Annotated in this window: 19 protein-coding genes; 13 read left to right on the forward strand and 6 right to left on the reverse strand. The window is 38.1% G+C overall.

Translation table 11 applies throughout. The features are described from left to right. Positions 1-4: 4 nt before the first annotated feature. The 3 genes from E4661_RS11180 to ruvX are packed head-to-tail and all read right to left on the reverse strand — an operon-like array spanning position 5 to position 1,496. Positions 5-439, reverse strand: coding sequence for a DUF5606 family protein (locus tag E4661_RS11180; RefSeq protein WP_136467338.1), 435 nt, complete (start codon positions 437-439; stop codon positions 5-7). Between the two features lie 52 nt (positions 440-491). Then, entirely contained in the window at positions 492-1,082 is a 591-nt protein-coding gene (gene def, locus E4661_RS11185; protein ID WP_136467340.1) for a peptide deformylase, read from the reverse strand. 3 nt (positions 1,083-1,085) lie between these two features. Further along, positions 1,086-1,496: a Holliday junction resolvase RuvX gene (ruvX, locus tag E4661_RS11190; protein WP_136467342.1), complete on the reverse strand. Its 411-nt coding sequence runs from the start codon at positions 1,494-1,496 to the stop codon at positions 1,086-1,088. A gap of 100 nt (positions 1,497-1,596) precedes the next feature. On the opposite strand from ruvX, the gene E4661_RS11195 reads away from it, so the two are divergent. Continuing rightward, on the forward strand, positions 1,597-2,412 hold the full coding sequence (locus E4661_RS11195) for a 2,3,4,5-tetrahydropyridine-2,6-dicarboxylate N-succinyltransferase (RefSeq protein ID WP_136467344.1): 816 nt from the start codon (positions 1,597-1,599) through the stop codon (positions 2,410-2,412). Positions 2,413-2,416: 4 nt separating this feature from the next. On the opposite strand, the gene E4661_RS11200 is transcribed toward E4661_RS11195, so the two are convergent. After that, positions 2,417-3,490, reverse strand: coding sequence for a glycosyltransferase (locus E4661_RS11200; protein ID WP_240751462.1), 1,074 nt, complete (start codon positions 3,488-3,490; stop codon positions 2,417-2,419). Positions 3,491-3,560: 70 nt separating this feature from the next. On the opposite strand from E4661_RS11200, the gene glf reads away from it, so the two are divergent. Then, positions 3,561-4,676, forward strand: coding sequence for a UDP-galactopyranose mutase (gene glf, locus E4661_RS11205; RefSeq protein WP_136467346.1), 1,116 nt, complete (start codon positions 3,561-3,563; stop codon positions 4,674-4,676). 203 nt (positions 4,677-4,879) lie between these two features. Beyond that, complete coding sequence (locus tag E4661_RS11210; protein WP_136467450.1) at positions 4,880-5,683, forward strand: glycosyltransferase family 2 protein; 804 nt, start codon at positions 4,880-4,882, stop codon at positions 5,681-5,683. On the opposite strand, the gene E4661_RS11215 is transcribed toward E4661_RS11210, so the two are convergent. Further along, on the reverse strand, positions 5,665-6,498 hold the full coding sequence (locus E4661_RS11215) for a glycosyltransferase family 2 protein (RefSeq protein ID WP_136467348.1): 834 nt from the start codon (positions 6,496-6,498) through the stop codon (positions 5,665-5,667). The two genes, E4661_RS11210 and E4661_RS11215, sit on opposite strands and share 19 nt — an antisense overlap. 111 nt (positions 6,499-6,609) lie before the next feature. Here E4661_RS11215 and E4661_RS11220 point away from each other — a divergent pair, with 111 nt between their 5' ends. From E4661_RS11220 to E4661_RS11245, 6 genes are all read left to right on the forward strand, one after another. After that, complete coding sequence (locus E4661_RS11220) at positions 6,610-7,743, forward strand: glycosyltransferase (RefSeq protein ID WP_136467350.1); 1,134 nt, start codon at positions 6,610-6,612, stop codon at positions 7,741-7,743. A gap of 25 nt (positions 7,744-7,768) precedes the next feature. Beyond that, positions 7,769-8,332 (forward strand): L-threonylcarbamoyladenylate synthase, encoded by a 564-nt coding sequence (locus E4661_RS11225; protein ID WP_136467352.1) that lies wholly within the window; start codon positions 7,769-7,771, stop codon positions 8,330-8,332. A gap of 95 nt (positions 8,333-8,427) precedes the next feature. Further along, positions 8,428-9,864, forward strand: coding sequence for a CCA tRNA nucleotidyltransferase (locus E4661_RS11230; protein ID WP_136467354.1), 1,437 nt, complete (start codon positions 8,428-8,430; stop codon positions 9,862-9,864). Then, the gene (locus E4661_RS11235) at positions 9,854-10,867 is read left to right on the forward strand and encodes a COX15/CtaA family protein (RefSeq protein ID WP_136467356.1); all 1,014 of its coding nucleotides are present in this window, start codon (positions 9,854-9,856) and stop codon (positions 10,865-10,867) included. Before E4661_RS11230 ends, E4661_RS11235 begins: the two co-directional genes overlap by 11 nt. Positions 10,868-10,910: 43 nt before the next feature. Then, entirely contained in the window at positions 10,911-11,405 is a 495-nt protein-coding gene (locus E4661_RS11240; RefSeq protein ID WP_136467358.1) for a plasmid pRiA4b ORF-3 family protein, read from the forward strand. 87 nt (positions 11,406-11,492) lie between these two features. Next, positions 11,493-12,551, forward strand: a complete 1,059-nt coding sequence (locus tag E4661_RS11245) for a nucleoid-associated protein (RefSeq protein ID WP_136467360.1) — start codon at positions 11,493-11,495, stop codon at positions 12,549-12,551. Between the two features lie 16 nt (positions 12,552-12,567). Here E4661_RS11245 and E4661_RS11250 read toward each other — a convergent pair whose 3' ends face one another. After that, a complete protein-coding gene (locus tag E4661_RS11250; protein ID WP_136467363.1) occupies positions 12,568-13,644 on the reverse strand; it encodes a hypothetical protein in 1,077 nt (358 codons plus the stop codon). 74 nt (positions 13,645-13,718) lie between these two features. Between E4661_RS11250 and E4661_RS11255 the strand changes: the two genes are divergently transcribed. From E4661_RS11255 to E4661_RS11270, 4 genes are read left to right on the forward strand one after another with little or no spacing between them, the layout of a single operon-like run. After that, a complete protein-coding gene (locus tag E4661_RS11255; RefSeq protein ID WP_136467365.1) occupies positions 13,719-14,615 on the forward strand; it encodes an ABC transporter ATP-binding protein in 897 nt (298 codons plus the stop codon). Between the two features lies 1 nt (position 14,616). Beyond that, complete coding sequence (locus tag E4661_RS11260; protein WP_136467367.1) at positions 14,617-15,450, forward strand: ABC transporter permease; 834 nt, start codon at positions 14,617-14,619, stop codon at positions 15,448-15,450. A 28-nt stretch (positions 15,451-15,478) separates the two neighbouring features. Continuing rightward, a complete protein-coding gene (locus E4661_RS11265) occupies positions 15,479-18,196 on the forward strand; it encodes a T9SS type B sorting domain-containing protein (protein WP_136467369.1) in 2,718 nt (905 codons plus the stop codon). A gap of 42 nt (positions 18,197-18,238) precedes the next feature. Then, the gene (locus tag E4661_RS11270) at positions 18,239-19,975 is read left to right on the forward strand and encodes a T9SS type B sorting domain-containing protein (protein ID WP_168796363.1); all 1,737 of its coding nucleotides are present in this window, start codon (positions 18,239-18,241) and stop codon (positions 19,973-19,975) included. The last annotated feature ends 19 nt before the right edge of the window (positions 19,976-19,994 follow it).

Raw genomic sequence — 19,994 nt, forward strand, 5'->3', positions numbered from 1 at the left:
GATATTATTCCTCTTCATCTGATTTGGAAGATTCGTCTTCCGAATCAGGTGCAGAGAAATCATCTAGTGTATTATCTACAAGAATATTATACCATTGAACTATCTTTTTGATATCACTGGCATACACTCTATCCTCATCATAGTTCGGTAAAACCTCAAAGAAATATTCTTCAAGTTCAATTTTTTCAGCCTTATGGCTAACGGAAGTTTTTTTACCACCTTCCTTTTCTTTAATTTTTTGAAACACCTCCCTTAACGGAACTTCCTCTTCCAAAGTGTAAATGGCAATTTCCGATAAAACACTCACATTATTTCGAAGTCCAACGGTAACTCTTTTTCCATCCAACAACGATTCGCCAACAAAACCACTTCTGGTCTGTGTCAACAACTTAAACAATCCTGGTTTTCCACCAACTGATAAAATTTTATCTAATGCCATTTTTACAATTTATGCGCGCAAAATTATGCTTTTAATCCAAACGCGATTTTATTTAACGTGCTTTTTTAATATTGGGAAACCGCATTTTATAATCCACGTTGATTTTCCCTTTGGAAATTTTATCCAATCTGTTTTTTAAGAGTCTCTTTTTCAACGAAGAAAGCTTGTCAGTAAACAAAACACCTTGAATGTGATCATATTCGTGTTGAATAACTCTTGCCAAAAGCCCATCATAGGTTTCTTTATGCTCTTCAAACTTTTCGTCCAAATAGGTAATTGTGATTTCAGGTTTTCGTTTTACATCTTCTCGCACATCTGGAATGCTCAGACATCCTTCATTAAAATCCCATTCATCGCCGGTTTCGTCTTCAATTCTAGCGTTAATAAACACTTTTTTAAACCCGTTTAAGGCTTTTTGTTCTTTCTCAGTTAATTCTTCATCATCGGAAAAAGGAGTGGTATCCACCAAAAACAAACGAATGGGAAGTCCTATCTGGGGAGCTGCCAAACCAACTCCATGCGCGTTGTACATGGTATCCCACATATTGGATATAAGCTCTTCCAATTTTGGATAATCAGAAGTAATATCCTTTGCAACTTTTCTAAGGACGGGATCTCCGTAAGCAACGATAGGTATAATCATAGGTTAAAAGCTATTAAGGTATGCTTGTAAAATTAAAGTCGCACTGATTTCATCCACCAACGCTTTGTTTTGTCTTTTCTTCTTTTTCATTCCGCTATCCAACATCGACTGAAATGCTATCTTGGAAGTAAAGCGTTCATCTTGTCTTTCAATTGGAATGGACGGAAACTTGGCCGATAACTTCTTCAAAAAAGGCTGAATTAATGCTTCCGATTCTGAAGGTGTATTATCCATTTGTTTTGGAAGGCCCACAACAAACTTTTCTACTTTCTCTTTTTCCAAATAATCGACTAGAAAGGGAATCAAATCGTTGGTTTCAATAGTTGTCAGTCCGGAAGCAATCAATTGCAGTTCATCGGTTACCGCAATTCCAGTTCTTACCTTTCCATAATCCAATGCCAAGATTCTTGCCAATCCAAAATTTTTGGCAAAAATAAACCTAAAAATGTTATGCCTTTAAAATAACCCATAATATTCTATTTTGGAGGTTATCTTTGACGAAAATTTATTTGAAATGACAGCATTAAAAGCGCTTATAGAGAAAGCCTGGGACAACAGGGAATTGTTAAAGGAAGAGGAAACCCAAAATGCCATAAGGGAGGTCATCAACAAGATTGATTTGGGCGAATTGCGCTGTGCCGAGCCCAATGGTGAAGACTGGCAAATAAATGAATGGGTAAAAAAAGCTGTGGTGCTCTATTTCCCTATTCAAAAAATGGAAGTACTTGAAGCTGGAATTTTTGAATATCACGACAAAATACCTTTAAAGAGAGGATATCAAGAGAAAGGTGTGCGCGTAGTGCCACATGCCGTTGCCAGACATGGTGCTTACATTTCACCCGGAACAATCTTAATGCCCAGCTACGTAAATATTGGCGCTTATGTAGATGAAGGTACCATGGTAGATACATGGGCAACTGTTGGCAGTTGTGCACAAATCGGAAAAAATGTCCACTTAAGTGGAGGAGTCGGAATCGGAGGTGTTTTGGAGCCTCTACAAGCCGCCCCGGTTATTATTGAAGATAACGCCTTCATAGGTTCACGTTGTATTGTTGTGGAAGGTGTAAGAGTGGAAAAAGAAGCTGTGCTTGGTGCAAATGTTGTGTTGACAGCATCTACAAAAATTATTGATGTAACTGGAGATGAGCCTATTGAACTTAAGGGAAGAGTGCCTGCCAGATCTGTAGTTATCCCTGGAAGTTATACCAAAAAGTTCACTGCCGGTGAATACCAAGTTCCTTGTGCCCTGATCATTGGGAAAAGAAAAGAAAGCACGAACAAGAAAACATCATTAAACGATGCGCTTCGCGAGCACGATGTTGCGGTATAGTATTTTAGTTTAGTGATTCCAACGATTTTTGAATGGCCATTTGCAAAAAATGGCCATTTGCTATTTTGTTTCTCATCTTATCCACATTGGCAACCATGTTGGCATAAGTGGAATTATCAATTTTATCCAATTTATCGGATAATTCTTCCATGGAGGAAATTGTAATTCCTAATTCCTCTTTTTCCACAAGTCTAGCAACAGCTGCTTTATCCCAAACAATTATAGGCAAACCCGCCAACAGATATAAAGATGTTTTATGGGGATTGTTGTATTGAATATACTTACCAAAAGCTCCATCACATTCCTTAACCTCGTTTCCATTCCAGACCAAGCCATAGTTTCCTTTTAAATGATTCAGCACTTCATCCGGCGCAAAAACCCCTCGATAATCTAGTACAGAATTTTCAGGAACTTTATCCTTTTGAAAACCGTTTCCAAACAACTTTAGACTGTAATTTGAATTGGGAAGAGTGTCCAATTGATACAAAAAAGCACTTTTCTCCATACCCAGTCCTCCAGCAAACACCACTTCCCTATCACTTCGTTCAGGTAAGTTGGAGAGTTTTTGTCCTGGCACCAATAGGTAATCGAACAAGTACAAAGGAACCATCTTCCCCTTATAACCATTTTCCGCAAACCATTTGATCATGATATTATTGTGCAAAACCAAAACATCTGCTTTGTTAAAGCGCTTCATTTCTTTTTCCACGTCTTTGTTTTTGCCCATCAACGTTTTTACATCGTGCACAATCAAAATTATTTTACATCCTTTAAGCTTGGCAATTTGAACTTTATAATTGAAAAACTTGCTCAGCGGATATTGCATACAAAGGGTTGAGGAAAAAGGAAGTCGCAACAAACCCTTGGTAATTCCAAAAAAGCTGATAATAGCGCCAATTGCCGAGCTTGGATGGTTACTTTGCTGAAACCCTAAGTTTTTAAATCCACTTTTTGCCAAAACCTGCTCACAGTCCATTTTTGGCTTGGAAGCAGCATTTCGTGAAAACTTATAATTTCTAGATATGTAAAACAGATTGTTCATTGCCATATTAAGTAGACTTGGTAAGTTTTTATCCACAAATATATCTCTTTATAACCCTTTTTAAATATCTAGATCATATCTTTAGCGAAAAGATTTTTTCTTGAAAATGACCAATAAAAAACCGTACGATTACCTAATCGTTGGCAGTGGACTTTATGGAGCAGTATTTGCCCACGAAGCAAAAAAGAAAAACAAAAAATGTCTTGTAGTTGATAAACGGAACCATTTAGGTGGCAACGTATATTGTGAAAACATTGAAGGCATTAATGTCCATAAGTATGGAGCGCATATATTCCATACCAATGACAAATTCATTTGGGACTATGTGAACAGCTTTGTTCCTTTTAACAGATATACCAATTCCCCTTTGGCTAATTATAAAGGTGAGTTATACAACTTACCCTTCAACATGAATACTTTTTATCAGTTGTGGGGGGTAAGAACACCGCAAGAAGCAAAAGCCATTATTGATGAACAAACAAAAAAACATCGAGTAAAGAAGCCCGGCAACCTTGAAGAACAAGCACTTTCTCTAGTTGGTGAAGATATTTATCACAAATTGATCAAGGGATACACTGAAAAGCAATGGGGAAGAAAAGCTACCAAACTCCCTGCTTTCATTATTAAGCGGTTGCCTCTTCGCTTTTCCTTCGACAACAACTATTTTAACGATTCCTATCAGGGCATTCCTATCGGGGGATACAATAAGCTAATAGATGGGCTCTTAAACAATATTGAATATAGGGTTGGAGTAGATTATTTTAAGGAAAAAGATAATCTTCACCGGTTAGCGGATAATATTGTCTATACTGGAAAAATTGATGAGTTCTACGATTACTGCCACGGAGAATTGGAATACCGAAGTCTTCGTTTTGACCATCAAATTTTGAATCAATCCAACTATCAAGGTAACGCGGTGGTAAACTACACGGACTCCGATACATCTTTCACCAGAATTTTAGAACACAAGCATTTCGAATTTGGCATGCAAAAAAACACGGTGATCACCAAAGAATACCCTCTTGAGGCCTCCAATAAAAATGAACCTTATTATCCTATAAACGATACCAAAAACTCCAACTTGTACAACGAGTATAAAAAAATGGCGTTACAAGACAATATTATATTTGGAGGGCGACTTGCAGAATATAAATACTACGATATGCATCAAGTAATCGGAGCTGCTCTTGCCAAAACAAAAAAGCTATTCCAGAATCAATGAATTTTCTTACAGAATTTTCATCGAAAAAAAAGCAACCAAATCAATATTCGATATCTATAATGTACTAATAAAGTGTTAAAATACTACATTAAAGTAGGGTATGAATGATTTATCTTGTTTTGTAAGAAAATAAACCAAGAAACAATTTTTGCTCTATTTTTTTGTTATAGTTTTGTAATCACCAAACCCCAATACCAATGAATATGGCTGTTTTGAGCACCCCAAATCAAAAACTCTCAGCACTCATTATAACTTATAATGAAATCGGTTACATTGAAAAATGTATTGATTCCATTGCATTTGCGGATGAAATTGTCGTTGTAGATTCTTACAGCACCGATGGAACTTTTGAATATTTGAAGAACCATCCAAAGGTCACGGTAATCCAAAACCCCTTTGAAAATTTCACTGCGCAAAAGAACTTTGCACTTAAGCAAGCCTCTAACGATTGGGTTCTTTTTGTGGATGCTGATGAAGTTGTTGGAAACAAACTACAAAAAGAGATTATAGATACCGTAAACAATCCCAATGCCTGCGAAGCGTATTGGTTCTATAGAAAGTTCATGTTCCAAAATAAACCGCTGCATTTTAGTGGTTGGCAAACCGACAAAAACCACAGACTTTTTAAGAAGAGTAAGGTTAAGTTTACCGATAAGAAACTTGTTCACGAAACCTTAGAGGTCGATGGCAAATCTTGTATACTAAAAGAAAAACTTACCCATTACTGTTATAAAAACTATGAGGATTACAAGGGTAAGATGCTAAGATATGGACAATTAAAGGCCAAAGAATCTTTTTACAAGGAAAAGCAGTTCAATTACCTTCTATTGGTTGTGAAACCATTATGGAAGTTTTTTAACCATTATGTAATACGGTTAGGCTTTTTAGATGGTAAAAAAGGAGTTATCATTTCCTACCTCAATGCGCTGAGCGTATTGGAAAGATATCGTGAACTAAAGCGATTGGAAAAGAAAAACCAAATTACCTATTATTTGGTGATGCCATAATGGCTCCACACCAATTTTTTGTTTCTGGTCTCCTTTCTAATGGTCTGGTTTTTAGCTATTGATTCAGGCGTCTTGTAACCTCTTTTATGATCTAGATGTACGCAAACCGCACTATATCGTAGTTGTTTTGATTTTATCCCAAAATTGAACAACCGTTCACCCAATTCCCTATCCTGACCTCCATATTGCATACGTTCGTCAAATCCGTTCACGTTTACAATGTCTTTTTTCCATCCAGATGAATTATGTCCGTTCCAACTGGCATTTGTCGGCGTAAATGTGTTCAGCAGCTTGGAAATGAACCCACTTGCGGTAAGCTTATTGTTTTTGAACGTTTTGGGAACCCCTTTCTCTTTTAACCAATTAATATTAAAGCAGTTTTGTTTTTCGATATCCTCGAGCGTAATCAGCTTGGAAATATTCATTGGTAACATGTAGTACCCTCCTGAAATAAAATAGCCTTCTTCCTTGTTTACATAGTGAACCTCAACAAAATCTTCACGGGGAATACAATCTCCATCCGTCATGATAATATAGTTGGCGCTACAAGCCACAACAGCCTTGTTAAGAATTCTCGACTTTTGAAAACCATCATCCTCCTGCCAAACATGAACAATTTTATAAAATACCTCTTTAGACATTGTATCGATCAATTGTTTGGTTCTGGGCCCAGAACCGTCATCCGCTACAACGACTTCAAAATCCTTAAAAATTTGACAATTAAAGCCCCATAGCACCTTTTTCAACCAATCCTCAGAATTGTAGGTACTTACAATTATCGATATTTTGGGTTGCTCTACTTCTGCTAAATCCATAAGGGCAAAAATATAAAAGTCTGTGGTTCATTTTCCCACAATTACATTAAATGTAAGATGGATAAAAAATTTGAACTAATTTTACAGATTATGATTTAATAATTTCCTCATATGAAAATATGCATTACTCGATCAGAGAAATATGCTTATTCTGAAACTTTTATTAGAGATCAAATTTCAGGGTTCTCAGAAGTTTGTGATGTTTTCACAATCCACAGTGGACGATATCCTGAAAAAAAAGAGAACGGTGATTTATTAAGCCCTACTTTTTATTGGGCAATACACAAAATCGTAAAAGGTATCTTAGGCAGAAACAATTATTTCAGTAATTATGGAGTAGTGAAATTTTTAAAAAACAGTCATATCGATGTCGTATTGGCAAATTATGGCATGAGTGCTTCGCATATGGTACCTCCATGCAAAATCAATAAAACGCCTTTAATCGTCATTTTTCACGGTCACGATGCTACAGATAAAAAAATACTGCGTAGATATAAAACAAAATACACCTCCCTTTTTACATATGCTTCCCATATAGTTTCCGTATCTGAGGACATGAAACAGAAATTATTGGAAATGGGAGCCAACCCAAAAAAAGTTCACGTCATCCCTTGTGGCGTCAAAACCTCAAAATTTGATGTAAGTACTGAAGTTGTAAAAACAAAGAGTTTCTTGGCGGTTGGCAGACTTACCCCAAAAAAAGGACCTTTATATACAATTCTAGCTTTCCACAAAGTATTACAAAAATACCCCGATGCTAAACTCACTTTTGTGGGGAACAAGAATGGACTCTTTGAGGATTGCCAAAAACTCATCACCGAACTTCAAATACCAAACTCCATTTTTTTTACAGGCATTTTGAATCAAAATAAAATATCTGATTTAATGAAGTCCTCCTTGGCCTTTGTCCAACATTCCATAACTGCCCCTAATGGAGACATGGAGGGAACCCCGGTGAGCATTATGGAAGCTGCATCCTCTGGTTTACCAGTTGTAAGTACCAAACATGGCGGCATAAAAGAGCTTGTTATCCATGAAGAAACAGGCTATCTGGTTGACGAAACCGATGAGCAAGGTATGGCCAACTATATGATGAAACTATGCGAAAACCCAGAACTTGCAAAAGCTATGGGAATAAAAGGACGACAACATATCGAAAGAAAATATGACCAAAAAAAGCAATTGGACAAACTGTGCCAATTAGCGAGAGAATTAGTCAAACCCAATACTGAAGCGCAAACTTAAATTTAGACCAACCATAACTTATATTATCAATACTCAAGAAATCAACAACTGCATCGAAGCGCTGAAAAAAAACAACCTTATCCTCTACCCTACGGACACGGTTTGGGGCATTGGGTGCGACGCCACTGATCCTGAAGCGGTAAAAAAAGTATATGCTCTAAAAAACAGGGAAGACAGTAAGGCTTTAATCTGTCTAGTGGCCAACCAAGCAATGTTAGAGCGCCACGTAGCAGAAGTCCCTGAAGTCGCCTATGATATTATTGATTTGGCTGAAAAACCGATTACAATTGTTTTTGACGAGCCCAAAGGAGTTGCCAAAAATCTTATTGCGGAAGACAATACCCTTGCCATTCGGGTCGCTTCCGACAAATTTTGTCAATATCTCATTAATAAGTTTGGAAAACCAATTGTTTCCACATCTGCCAACGTATCAGGCCAGCCCACACCAAAACAATTCAAAGAGATAAGCCCTGAAATTTTAAAAGGAGTGGACTATGTGGTAAATTTGCCCGACAAAAGTAAAAACCCTTCCCCATCATCCATCATAAAGTTGGGCAACGATGGTCAAGTGAAGGTAATTCGAAAGTAAACTACTTCGGAACAAATCCGAAAGACATTGATTAAGAAAAATATTAAAGTTTCGAAGCAAAATTCGGAATAATATAATCTCGATTATCGAGTAGAATGACGCAGGAATTCCATAAAAAAGCAATACAGCACCCCATTTTTAGACTTGTTGGTGAAACTTCAGAAGAATTGGGCATTGACTCTTATGTCATTGGAGGGTTTGTTCGAGATTATTTTCTAAATCGCGGAACTCCAAAAGACATCGACATTGTTGCTATTGGAAGTGGAATTGAGCTCGCAAAAAAAGTAGCTTCAAAACTTAAAGGAAAGCCACAGGTATCCGTTTTCAAAAATTTTGGTACGGCCATGATTAAATACGAAGACCTTGAACTGGAATTCGTGGGCGCCCGAAAGGAAAGCTACCAGCGTAACAGTAGAAAACCGATTGTTGAAGATGGCACCTTGCAAGATGATCAAGATCGTCGTGATTTTACCATCAATGCCATGGCCCTGGCGTTGAACACATCCAATTTTGGACAACTTTTAGACCCTTTCAACGGTAGAAAGGATTTAAGTCAAAAAATCATTCGTACTCCACTGGACCCGAAAATCACCTATTCCGATGACCCCCTTCGGATGATGCGTGCTGTTCGTTTTGCTTCCCAATTAAATTTTGAGATTGAAGTAAAATCTCTTCAAGCTATTTCCGAAAATAAAGACCGAATCAAAATTGTTTCCAAGGAACGGATAGTGGATGAACTCCATAAGATTTTAATGAGCGAAAAGCCATCAATAGGCTTTAAATTGATGCATCAAACAGGCCTTTTACCCATTATTTTACCAGAGCTTACAGCACTCCAAGGTATTGAAGAGGTTGAAGGGCAACGGCATAAAGACAACTTTTGGCACACGCTGGAAGTGGTGGACAATATTTCAGAAAACACCAATAACCTTTGGTTAAGATGGGCGGCCTTGTTGCATGACATTGGCAAAGCACCAACGAAGCGATTTCATAAAAAAATCGGGTGGACATTTCACGCCCATGAATTTGTTGGTTCGAAAATGGTATACAAACTCTTCAAAAGATTACGAATGCCATTAAACGACAAGATGAAATTTGTTCAGAAAATGGTTTTGATGAGTTCCAGGCCCATAGTATTATCCGAAGATTTTGTTACCGATTCAGCAGTACGTCGCTTAGTTTTTGACGCTGGCGACAATGTAGAGGATTTAATGACGCTATGCGAGGCTGATATTACGACAAAAAATCCAAGAAAGCAGCGAAAGTACAAGAACAACTTTAAGATAGTACGCCAAAAAATTATTGAGGTTGAAGAAAAAGATCATGTTCGTAATTTTCAACCTCCCGTTTCCGGTGAAGAAATCATGAAGACTTTCAATTTAAAACCTTCCAGGGAAATAGGAATTCTTAAAGAAGCGATAAAAGAGGCCATTTTAGAAGGGGAAATTCCTAACGAATATCAAGCCGCCTTTGATTTTATGCTGCAAAAAGGCAAAGAAATGAATCTAAACCCAGTTTCGAATGAAAAATAACAAATACGTTATTTATTGGTTGCTAACGGGATGTGTTATGATTTTCATCATGGTTGTGGTCGGCGGTATTACAAGATTGACCCACTCAGGACTTTCCATTTCTGATTACAAATTGATCACCGGCACCCTACCCCCCATGAATCAACAAGAATGGGAAGAGGCTTTTGAGCTTTATAAACAATATCCTGAATATCAAAAACTCAACCATCATTTCAATCTAGAGGATTTTAAGAGCATTTACTTTTGGGAATGGCTGCATCGGGTCATTGGAAGGTTGATTGGAATTGTGTTTATAGTTCCTTTCTTGATTTTCTTAATTCGCAAAAAACTGGACCGTCCGACCATAAAAAAATCCTTAGTGCTACTTTTCTTAGGTGGATTTCAAGGATTTTTGGGTTGGTACATGGTAAAGAGTGGGCTTGTTGACCGACCGGATGTTTCACATTATAGGTTAGCCGCACATTTGACCACTGCTTTTTTGACATTTGCTTATAGTTTATGGGTGGCACTGGATTTGAAGTATCCTGATAAAAAGCAAATCAATACCAGTATTCGAAACCTGATAAGGATTGCTTATGTGTTTTTGGTAATCCAGATTATTTGGGGGGCTTTTGTTGCCGGTTTAGATGCTGGTTTTATCCACAATCACTGGCCATTGATGAGCGAAGGTAAATTAATGCACAAAACGGTTTATATTGAGCAACAACCTTTGGTGAAGAATTTTATAGAAGGTAAAAGTGGGGTTCAATTTGTTCACCGTTATCTGGCTTATTTGGTCGTTGCCTTTGTAATATTGATATGGTATCGAACCAAAAATATGGAGCTTACCACGTTACAAACCAATGGGGTGAAATCAATTATCATTTTAGTTGCGGCTCAGTTTTTATTGGGCGTGCTCACCCTGATTTATGCCGTTCCCCTTTGGCTAGGTGTTGCGCATCAGATTTGTGCATTCTTTTTATTGGCCGCAATGACCTTCACCTTACATAGATTCACCAAATGAATCACTATTTGTCTTAACTTTGTTCCACTTTAATTTCTATTGAATGATTTATAAAATCAGGATAATTCTTGATGTTGAAGAGGATATCTTTAGGGATATCGAAATAGAGGGCTCCAACACATTGGAAGAATTTCATAATGCAATAACGCAAGCTTTTGGCTTTGGCGGCAGTGAAATGGCCTCTTTTTATACCTGTGATGAGGAATGGAACCAAGATGAAGAAATCGCTCTTTTTGATATGAGTGAAAACGGTTCCGATGTTCGATTGATGAACGAAACCACATTGGATGACGTTTTAACTGAGCAAAGCCCAAAACTTATATATGTTTACGACTTTTTGAGTATGTGGACCTTTTTTGTGGAACTAGCCGATATTGTGGAGAAAGAGGATGGTAGGTCTTATCCTAACCTACTCTTTAGTTTCGGTGAGCTTCCCGATTCACCTCCAGAGAAAAAATTTGAAGGAGAGTCCCAAATAGAATTTGGTGATTCACTCGACAGTTATGACGACATGGATTTTGACGAAAATTGGAATTAATTAAGTAGAATTAACAATTACCTATTATCAATGAACAATTAAATTATTTGACCATTGTTTATTGACAATTGATAATCGACAAACAGAATGCTAAACCTATACCCCGCCCAAATCGAAAGCGTATCCCTCCATCGTGTGGGTAATAAAAGTAAGAATGAACCCATTTTTCTTTCCTCTGAACCTTTTTCATTGAACGATGAAATGGCGGGACTTTTAAAGGAATATTTTTTTAAACCGTTTCGCGAAAAAGAAGAAAATTATTTTAAGTTCAGCCATGAGGTCGACTTGGAATTTAATGAGGTATATAAGTCGGTGACGACCCTATTTGAAGATAGCACCTCGGCCCATCAGATTTCGAAACAAATTACCTCCCATCTTTTTGAACAATCCAATCATCCCCATATTAAAAGTGGGGAAGTTTATGTGGTTCATTTTTCAGATATGGTCGTAGACAACCAAAAGACAGACGCCATTGGAATCTTCAAAAGCGAATTGAAACATGATTTTCTCCAGTTTGAAGAACAAGGCCAAAACCTTGAAATATTGATTCAACAAGGCATCAATATCAATAAACTGGATAAAGGTTGCATTGTTTTCAACATTGAAAAAGAGGAAGGCTATAAAGTTTTGTCAGTTGATCGCAATCGATATGATGCCAAATATTGGCTGGAAAACTTTTTAGGAATTACACCTTTGACCGATGAGAATTTCTACACCAAGAATTATCTGAAGTTCTGCCAGAATTTTGCCAAGGATGTGGTCTTACCCGCAGAAGACAAGCAACAGGAAGTGTTGTTTATGAACAGAGCGGTAAACCATTTCGCCAAAAATGATGAATTTGAGGAAACCTCTTTTTTAAATGAGGTTATGGAAAACCCAGAGCTTATCCCTGAGTTCAAACATTACAAGGTAGAGAAGGGACCAAAGTTTAGCATCGAGGACGTTTCGAACTTTGATATTGCCAATAAAGCAGTTTCCGATGCTCGAAAAAAAATAAAGAACGTCATCAACCTGGACACCAATATCCAGATAAAAATGGATTTCATCAACCCAGAGTCAGCTCAAAAATTTGTGGAAAAAGGCTGGGATGAGGAACGACAGATGTACTACTATTTGGTGTACTTCAACAAAGAGGAAAAGAATTAGTACAATTGCTTATTGATCAAAATTTCTTGTCAATAATCTGCCGCATACTCACATCTTGGTAATTCCGCTTTACAAAATCGAGAGCAAGAGTTAATACCTCGCCCATTGTTGTACTCTTCTTAAAGTCGATATCCTTGGTCAATTCATATATCTCAAGCTTAAGTTTTAAGATGTTCTCGTCAAGGGAAATTGTATCTTCTAAACTAGCATCCAATAATCGTTTGATTCGGTCACCGGAACTCATAATTCGTTTCGCCACTATGGAACGTTCCTCAATTTTATATTGATCAACCGAATGTTTTTGCAATTTGGAACGCACCAGTTCCACCATCTGAAAATTCTCTTTAAAAAACTGTGGACGATATACCTTCAATCTTCCCTCAAAGCACTGCTGGTCAAAATCTATAGCTCTTATCTTGTACACCACATGGTCAAAATCATGGGTAGGTACAATAACATAATTATAGGAACGCATATCTCCCAACAAACGAATCATACAGCGCTCATTGAACTTCACAAACTCCTTGGCCAATTGAGCCTTTTCAGGCTCCGTACATTTAGGAAGCATGTCTTCAATGAAAACATCTCCCGGAATACCAGCAATATGCTCTTCAATTAGCGTATCTCCATAAACCAAAAAGTTTAAATTGTAAGGAGACAGCATATGCTCCAGCTCTAGCCCATAAACTCTGGAGGCATCAGCTTTTTTTACATAGAAGTAAGTGTAATTGTCATTGAGAATGTTTCTGACCTTTATTCGAAAAGGTTTAGAGTTTCCAAAAGTGCAATAATCCACTGCATCAATATTGAGATATTCCAAAATACGGTTACCACCATCGGAATGAAGAATGGAATAGACCTTTTTGAGACTCAAATCAATTTCTTCACGATCAAAATCTGAATAATAGACCCTTACCCAAAGTGTATCATCACCTTCTGAGTCATATACAACAACGGAACCAGCAAACCGCAGAAGGTCATCATAAAAAATAGGGATTTCTATTTTTCGATTGTATCGATTTAGGTACGCATCCAATTTTTCATTGACCGGATACGCAGGTTTTTTCTTTGACATCAACTTTTCACCAGACATTCTTTCCGTATTTTGTAACAAAACCTATAATACCTCGTCAAGTTACTATAAACAAATCAAAAAACGATTCCATCTTGGAAACTATACTGACCGTAAACAATTTAACAAAGAAATTTGGCTTCCTCACAGCGGTCAAGGATTTATCCTTCACCATTGAAAAAGGGAATGTCTATGGAATTCTAGGACCTAACGGTAGCGGAAAATCAACTACTTTGGGCATAATTCTCAACGTAGTAAACCGAACTTCAGGAGATTTTAGCTGGTTCGATGGTACCATGTCCACACATGAGGCTTTAAAAAAAGTCGGGGCTATTATCGAGCGCCCCAACTTTTACCCTTACATGACTGCTACTCAAAATTTGAAGCTAGTTTGCACAATCAAAGAAGTCCCTAAAACAAAAATTCAGGAAAAACTGGAGCTAGTTGGGCTTTGGGAACGCAGAAACAGTAAATTTCGGACTTACTCCTTGGGAATGAAACAGCGGTTGGCCATTGCTTCCGCTCTACTCAACGATCCTGAAATTTTGATTCTTGATGAACCCACGAACGGACTGGACCCTCAAGGTATTCATCAAATTAGGGAGATCATCAAAAAAATAGCTGGACAGGGAACTACGATTCTACTTGCTTCTCATTTATTGGATGAAGTTGAAAAAGTCTGTTCACATGTTGTCATCCTAAGAAAAGGAGAAAAACTATACTCTGGTGCCGTAGATGGCATGTTGGCAAGCCATGGGTTCTTTGAATTAAGAACCACAGACATGGAAAAATTGGAAAACCTTTTACAAAAAAACGCAAGTTTTGGAAAAATCACTCGTGAAAATGGCACTTTGACCGCTTTTTTAAAGGAAGAAATGAATGCGGAAGAACTAAACAAAATGTTGTTTCAAAAAGGTATGGTGCTTTCCCATTTGGTAAAACGCAAAGAGAGTTTGGAAGAACAATTTTTAACCCTGACCAAAAACAAATAATATGGTACGCCTATTGCAGATAGAATTCATAAAACTTTGGAATAACAGGGCCAGTAAAATACTGATTACTTCTTATTTTGTCCTGCTTACCTCAATTGCCCTAATTGCAGCCATTAAATTCGATATTGGTCCGGTAAAGTTTCATCTTGCTGATCAGGGAATCTTTAATTTTCCATATATCTGGCATTTCAACACCTTTGTCACGGCTATTTTTAAACTTTTTCTAGCTATTGTAATTGTTTCTATGATGGCCAATGAGTACAGCAATAAGACTATTAAACAAAACCTTATTGATGGACTTTCAAAAAAAGAATTTATCCTTTCAAAATTTTTAACGGTCATTTCCTTTTCATTGATTTCTACCGTATTTGTATTTGTAGTATCGATGATATTAGGTCTCGTTTATTCCGATTACAATGAAATGTCCATTATTTTTTCTGATTTAGAATTCCTGTTGGCTTTCTTTGTAAAATTGGTTGGGTTCTTTTCTTTCTGCCTTTTTCTGGGAATTTTTGTAAAACGTTCGGCATTTGCCCTAGGTTTTCTGATTCTATGGGCTGTTTTGGAGCAAGTTATTTTTGGTTTGTTAGGTTGGAGGGTAATGAGCTGGGACAACGCCAAGTTAATCAAGGATTTCTTTCCACTTGAATCTATGACTAACCTTATCAAGGAGCCTTTTACCCGGTTATCTGCTGTTCAAAATATTGGTCAACAAATCGGGGAAAACATGAAATTTGATTATCAAGTATACTGGTACGAATTTCTGATAGTAATCTTCTGGACGGCGCTTTTTATCTATTTATCCTATGTATTATTGAAAAAGCGTGATTTATAGTATCTTGTGAGGTGCCGTAAATCACAGAATGCTATATAAATACTGTTTGCTTTTTGTTCTTTGTCTTTCCTCTTGCCATTTATTTGGACAAGGGCAAACCGCCAATTGGTATTTTGGAAACAGAGCTGGCATACAATTCAATAACGACGGTACTGTAACCGCATTGAACAATGGCCGGATTGACACTTTTGAAGGTTGTGCCTCCATTTCTGATGCTCAAGGCAATCTAATAATGTACACAGATGGCATTCGGGTTTTTGACCGAAGTCATACGGTTATGCAAAATGGAACCGGTTTATATGGCGATCCTTCCAGTACGCAATCGGCCATAATTGTAGAAAATCCTGATGACCCAAACATCCTGTATATTTTCACTGTGGATACCACAACTTTTGAAGGCGACCCAGATCGCGGATTGAATTATTCCACGGTTGACCTTTCTCTTAATAATGGCAACGGAGCTGTGATAGAAAAAAATGTCAACCTTCTCGGAGATTGCTCGGAAAAGATATCCGCCGTTGTCAAAGATTGTTTTGACAAATCCATTTGGGTTGTCACATTGGGAAGAAATAATAATGGAGATGGGCCTTTTGACACCTATCACGCTTTTGAAGTGACATCAACTGGGGTAAATACAACATCTGTCAAAAGTACTTTCCCAAACTTACAGGTTGTGGATCCTAGGGGCTATCTGAAATTCTCAGCAGATGGCAGTACTTTGGCCAGTGCCAATTCTGCTTTTGGGCTTTATTTGTATGACTTTGATGTGAATTCCGGTATTTTGTCCAACCAACGGCAACTTTCGGTGTCAGCACCCAACAAATTTCCTTATGGCATTGAATTTTCGCCCAATCAGAGGTTTTTGTACGCCCACACCTCAAATAATGCACCAGCCAATGATCTGGAAGGGCACTCATCATCACTTTTGCAATATGATTTAACAGCTTCGAATGTTTCTGCCTCTGAAATTGAAATCGACCGAAGAGCTATTTATCGCGGCGCCTTACAACTAGGTCAGAATGGTAAAATATACCGGACTATAGCGGAAAATTATCTTAATGGAACCCCATACCTAGGGGTCATCGAAAGTCCAAATGAATTAGGCAACGCTGCTGACTATGTCCATAATGCAATCTCTCTTGGTGGACGAAATGCCACTCAAGGACTCCCGCCGTTCATCCAATCTTTTTTTGACAGAGTAGACATTGTCAAAAATGCAGATGGCTCCACAGGAACCTCCTTAACCGTTTGCGAAGGGGACGACTTTACTTTGGAAACCGAAAATATTCCGAATGCTACATATAATTGGGAAAAAGATGGTAATCCCATAAGCAACTCGTCCAATACGCTTACCATAAGCTCTGCAGGTGCCTCAGAGGCTGGGCGTTATAGTCTGGAGGTAATTTTAGCTGACCCAGGAGAATGTCCTATAATTGGTGAGGCCTTCGTATCGATAAATCCTTTGCCGCAAGCGCAACCGCTTACATTGATACAATGCGACGCTTCAACCACCAATTCAACCGACGGAATCGCACCTTTCAATCTTGAAGAAGCTATAGTAAATACAGACTTTACTTATTCATTTTATGAATCCTTAACCAATTTAAACACGGAAAAACCGATAATCAATCCTATTGGTTTCACTAACACAAATCCCTTTAACCAAACCATCTATTATAAAATTGTTGACGACAACGGATGTGAAGATTTCGCAGCGCTGGAATTACAGGTAAGGTCAGTAATTTTCAATCCATCGGATGAAAAAAACTATTATGTATGTGATGAAAATCCGGAAGACTTGTTATTGGAAGGGATTTTTGACCTTAAGGCAATAATAAATCAAGATTATCCAAATTCGGACGTGGCACTTTATACTTCTTTGGAGGATGCCTCTCTTGAGCAACAACCCATTGACGGCAACTATAGAACGGAATCCACAAAAATATATGCGCGAATAGAAAATTCAAACGCATGCGAGGAAATTGACGTTATCAATCTTATTGTGAACCCTACTCCTTCTTTCAAATTTGACAATGAAGTTTCTTGGTGTACCGATGGCCCTCCTATCTTCTTGGAAGCTCCTGCAGGTTTTGATCTATATTATTGGTACAAAAATGAGGGAGGAACTCGGCAAAGGATTAGCTCACATCGTATTTCCGAAGTTTCCTCGATAGGTAATTACACGCTCGAAGCTGGTTATCGATATGTAACCAATGAAGGTACTTTTGACTGTATGAGTGAAGTTGATTTTGTGGTCAGTCCCTCTAATAAAGCAATCATACAAGATATAAGCGTTGAAGATATTACCGACGATAACAGAGTAGAAATATCAGTATCTGGAGATGGTGATTATGAATATGCCTTGGCAGATGAGTCAAATTATCAAGATTCCCCCATATTTGAAAATGTAACCCCGGGTTTTATTACGGTATTCGTAAGAGATAAAAATGGATGTGGAGTATCGTCAGAACTCATCTCGGTAATTGGTTATCCCAAATTCTTTACCCCGAACGGTGACAATATCAACGATACATGGCAAATAATTGGTATTGACGAACAGTTTCAGGCCGAAAGCACTATTTCAATTTATAATAGATTTGGTAGGTTAATGGCCCAAATAAGCCCTAAAACTGGAGGGTGGAATGGCACTTTCAACAATACTATTCTTCCTGCCGATGACTATTGGTTTAAAATGTTCTTGGAAGACGGACGAATTTTTAAAGGGCATTTCGCGCTAAAGCGATAATCCATTAAAAATAACTAACTTACAATGTTTGATTTTAGTCAAATGTTAAAAAAATTGCTCTTCATAACCGCTCTTTTTGTTTCGGTTGCAGGTAAGGCACAAGAATGTCCTAATTTGTTAAGTCCGTTGGACGGAGCTACGGGAGTACCTGTCAACACCGTTATTTCATGGGAATCCGTTCCCGGAGTACCGGCATATCGTATTCGACTGGGTACCACTCCTGGGGGTAGTGAAATTTTGCAGCGCTCTGTTGGTAATGCTACCTCATATACGGCTCCCTTGGGGCTTCCAGAAAACACCACGATATATGTAACCATAATCTTGGACTTTTTATTCGACTCTACAGAGGATATCATTTGCATAGGTCAATCTTTTACTACTGAAGATGTGACCACTCCCCCAAATTGTACAACGGTAACTAGTCCGACAAATGGCGAAACCGACGTTAGCGTATTTTCAAATATTATCTGGGACTACGCTCCAAATGCCACAGGATATTCCATTAGGCTTGGCACCAACCCGGGAGGAGGTGATTTACTGCCCCTCACATCCGTTGGAAACGTACTTTCTTACAACCCTTCTGGTCAGTTCCCTCCCAATACGCTTATTTATGTTTCTGTTTTTCCAGAAAATGAAAACGGAATGGCCTCTGGTTGTCAAGAAACCTCATTTACCACAGGAGATGTGGCTAGTATTCCTAGCTGCACCAACATGATTTCGCCGTTGGATGGTGCTACCAATGTTCCGCTCACCCCTCTTTTGGAATGGTCACCAGTTTCAGGTGCAACAGGATATAGGGTCACCATCGGTTCAACACCAGATTCAGCAGATATTCTAGACAATGCATCATTCGTGACAAATTCAACTTTAATTCTGGAGTTTGAATCAAATCGCACATTTTTCATACGAATTACCCCTTTTAATTCTGCTGGTGAAGCGATTGGCTGTGGGCAAGAAAGCTTTTCAACTTTACTGGGCTGCGGGCCATATCTCGATATTGATTCCGGTGAATTTGTATCCCTAAATCCAGAAATCAATTTTCCCGACAAGTTATCTTTATGCTCAAATGAACTTCCCCATACAATCACTTCGGAGGACAGTGCAGACGGCTTTAGATGGTACCAAATTGACCCATTTGGTAACGAGACCTTGCTCTCGGAGACCAACGAGGTGGCCTTATCAGAAAATGGGACGTACAGATACGAAGCCTACACCAATATTTCCCAATCAGGACAAACCATTGAATGTTCAACCACCAAGGAATTCTCGGTTGTTTCATCTGAAATCGCAACGATTGACAACCTCAGTATGCGAGAATCTGGATTAACCATGGAAATAACCGTGAATGTTTCAGGAAATGGGGATTATGAATATGCAGTGGATAATATTGACGGACCATATCAGGATAACAATACATTTGGCAATCTTGAAGCAGGAAACCATACTTTTTATGTTAGGGATAAAAATGGTTGCGGTATCGCCACGGAGACTTTTTCCTTGGATTTAACCGCAGAAGGATTCCCCAAATTTTTTACCCCAAATGGAGATAGCATAAATGATTTTTGGCAATTTATACAACCTAGAGACTCGGACTTGGTAGTATTTCAATCGATTCGAATTTTTAATCGGTATGGCATGTTGTTAAAAGAAATCTCGCAAAGTTCATTGGGCTGGGATGGCAATTTTGCAGGCCGCCCCCTTCCTTCGGGCGAATATTGGTTCAAGGCTGTGGACAGTATGAACCGAGAAATAAAGGGTCACTTTGCCCTTAAAAGATAATACAGGTATTTACTTCATT

This window comes from Flagellimonas onchidii, assembly GCF_004804315.1.
In the GTDB taxonomy this organism is placed as follows: Bacteria; Bacteroidota; Bacteroidia; order Flavobacteriales; family Flavobacteriaceae; genus Flagellimonas; species Flagellimonas onchidii.

Coding starts and splice junctions, on each gene's coding strand:
- E4661_RS11220 (WP_136467350.1), top strand. CDS start 6,610: ATGAAAATATGCATTACTCGATCAGAGAAATATGCTTATTCTGAAACT.
- E4661_RS11240 (WP_136467358.1), top strand. CDS start 10,911: ATGATTTATAAAATCAGGATAATTCTTGATGTTGAAGAGGATATCTTT.
- E4661_RS11245 (WP_136467360.1), top strand. CDS start 11,493: ATGCTAAACCTATACCCCGCCCAAATCGAAAGCGTATCCCTCCATCGT.
- E4661_RS11210 (WP_136467450.1), top strand. CDS start 4,880: ATGGCTGTTTTGAGCACCCCAAATCAAAAACTCTCAGCACTCATTATA.
- E4661_RS11215 (WP_136467348.1), bottom strand. CDS start 6,498: ATGGATTTAGCAGAAGTAGAGCAACCCAAAATATCGATAATTGTAAGT.
- E4661_RS11180 (WP_136467338.1), bottom strand. CDS start 439: ATGGCATTAGATAAAATTTTATCAGTTGGTGGAAAACCAGGATTGTTT.
- glf (WP_136467346.1), top strand. CDS start 3,561: ATGACCAATAAAAAACCGTACGATTACCTAATCGTTGGCAGTGGACTT.
- E4661_RS11270 (WP_168796363.1), top strand. CDS start 18,239: ATGTTAAAAAAATTGCTCTTCATAACCGCTCTTTTTGTTTCGGTTGCA.
- E4661_RS11235 (WP_136467356.1), top strand. CDS start 9,854: ATGAAAAATAACAAATACGTTATTTATTGGTTGCTAACGGGATGTGTT.
- E4661_RS11260 (WP_136467367.1), top strand. CDS start 14,617: ATGGTACGCCTATTGCAGATAGAATTCATAAAACTTTGGAATAACAGG.
- E4661_RS11265 (WP_136467369.1), top strand. CDS start 15,479: ATGCTATATAAATACTGTTTGCTTTTTGTTCTTTGTCTTTCCTCTTGC.
- def (WP_136467340.1), bottom strand. CDS start 1,082: ATGATTATACCTATCGTTGCTTACGGAGATCCCGTCCTTAGAAAAGTT.
- E4661_RS11250 (WP_136467363.1), bottom strand. CDS start 13,644: ATGTCTGGTGAAAAGTTGATGTCAAAGAAAAAACCTGCGTATCCGGTC.
- E4661_RS11230 (WP_136467354.1), top strand. CDS start 8,428: ATGACGCAGGAATTCCATAAAAAAGCAATACAGCACCCCATTTTTAGA.
- E4661_RS11195 (WP_136467344.1), top strand. CDS start 1,597: ATGACAGCATTAAAAGCGCTTATAGAGAAAGCCTGGGACAACAGGGAA.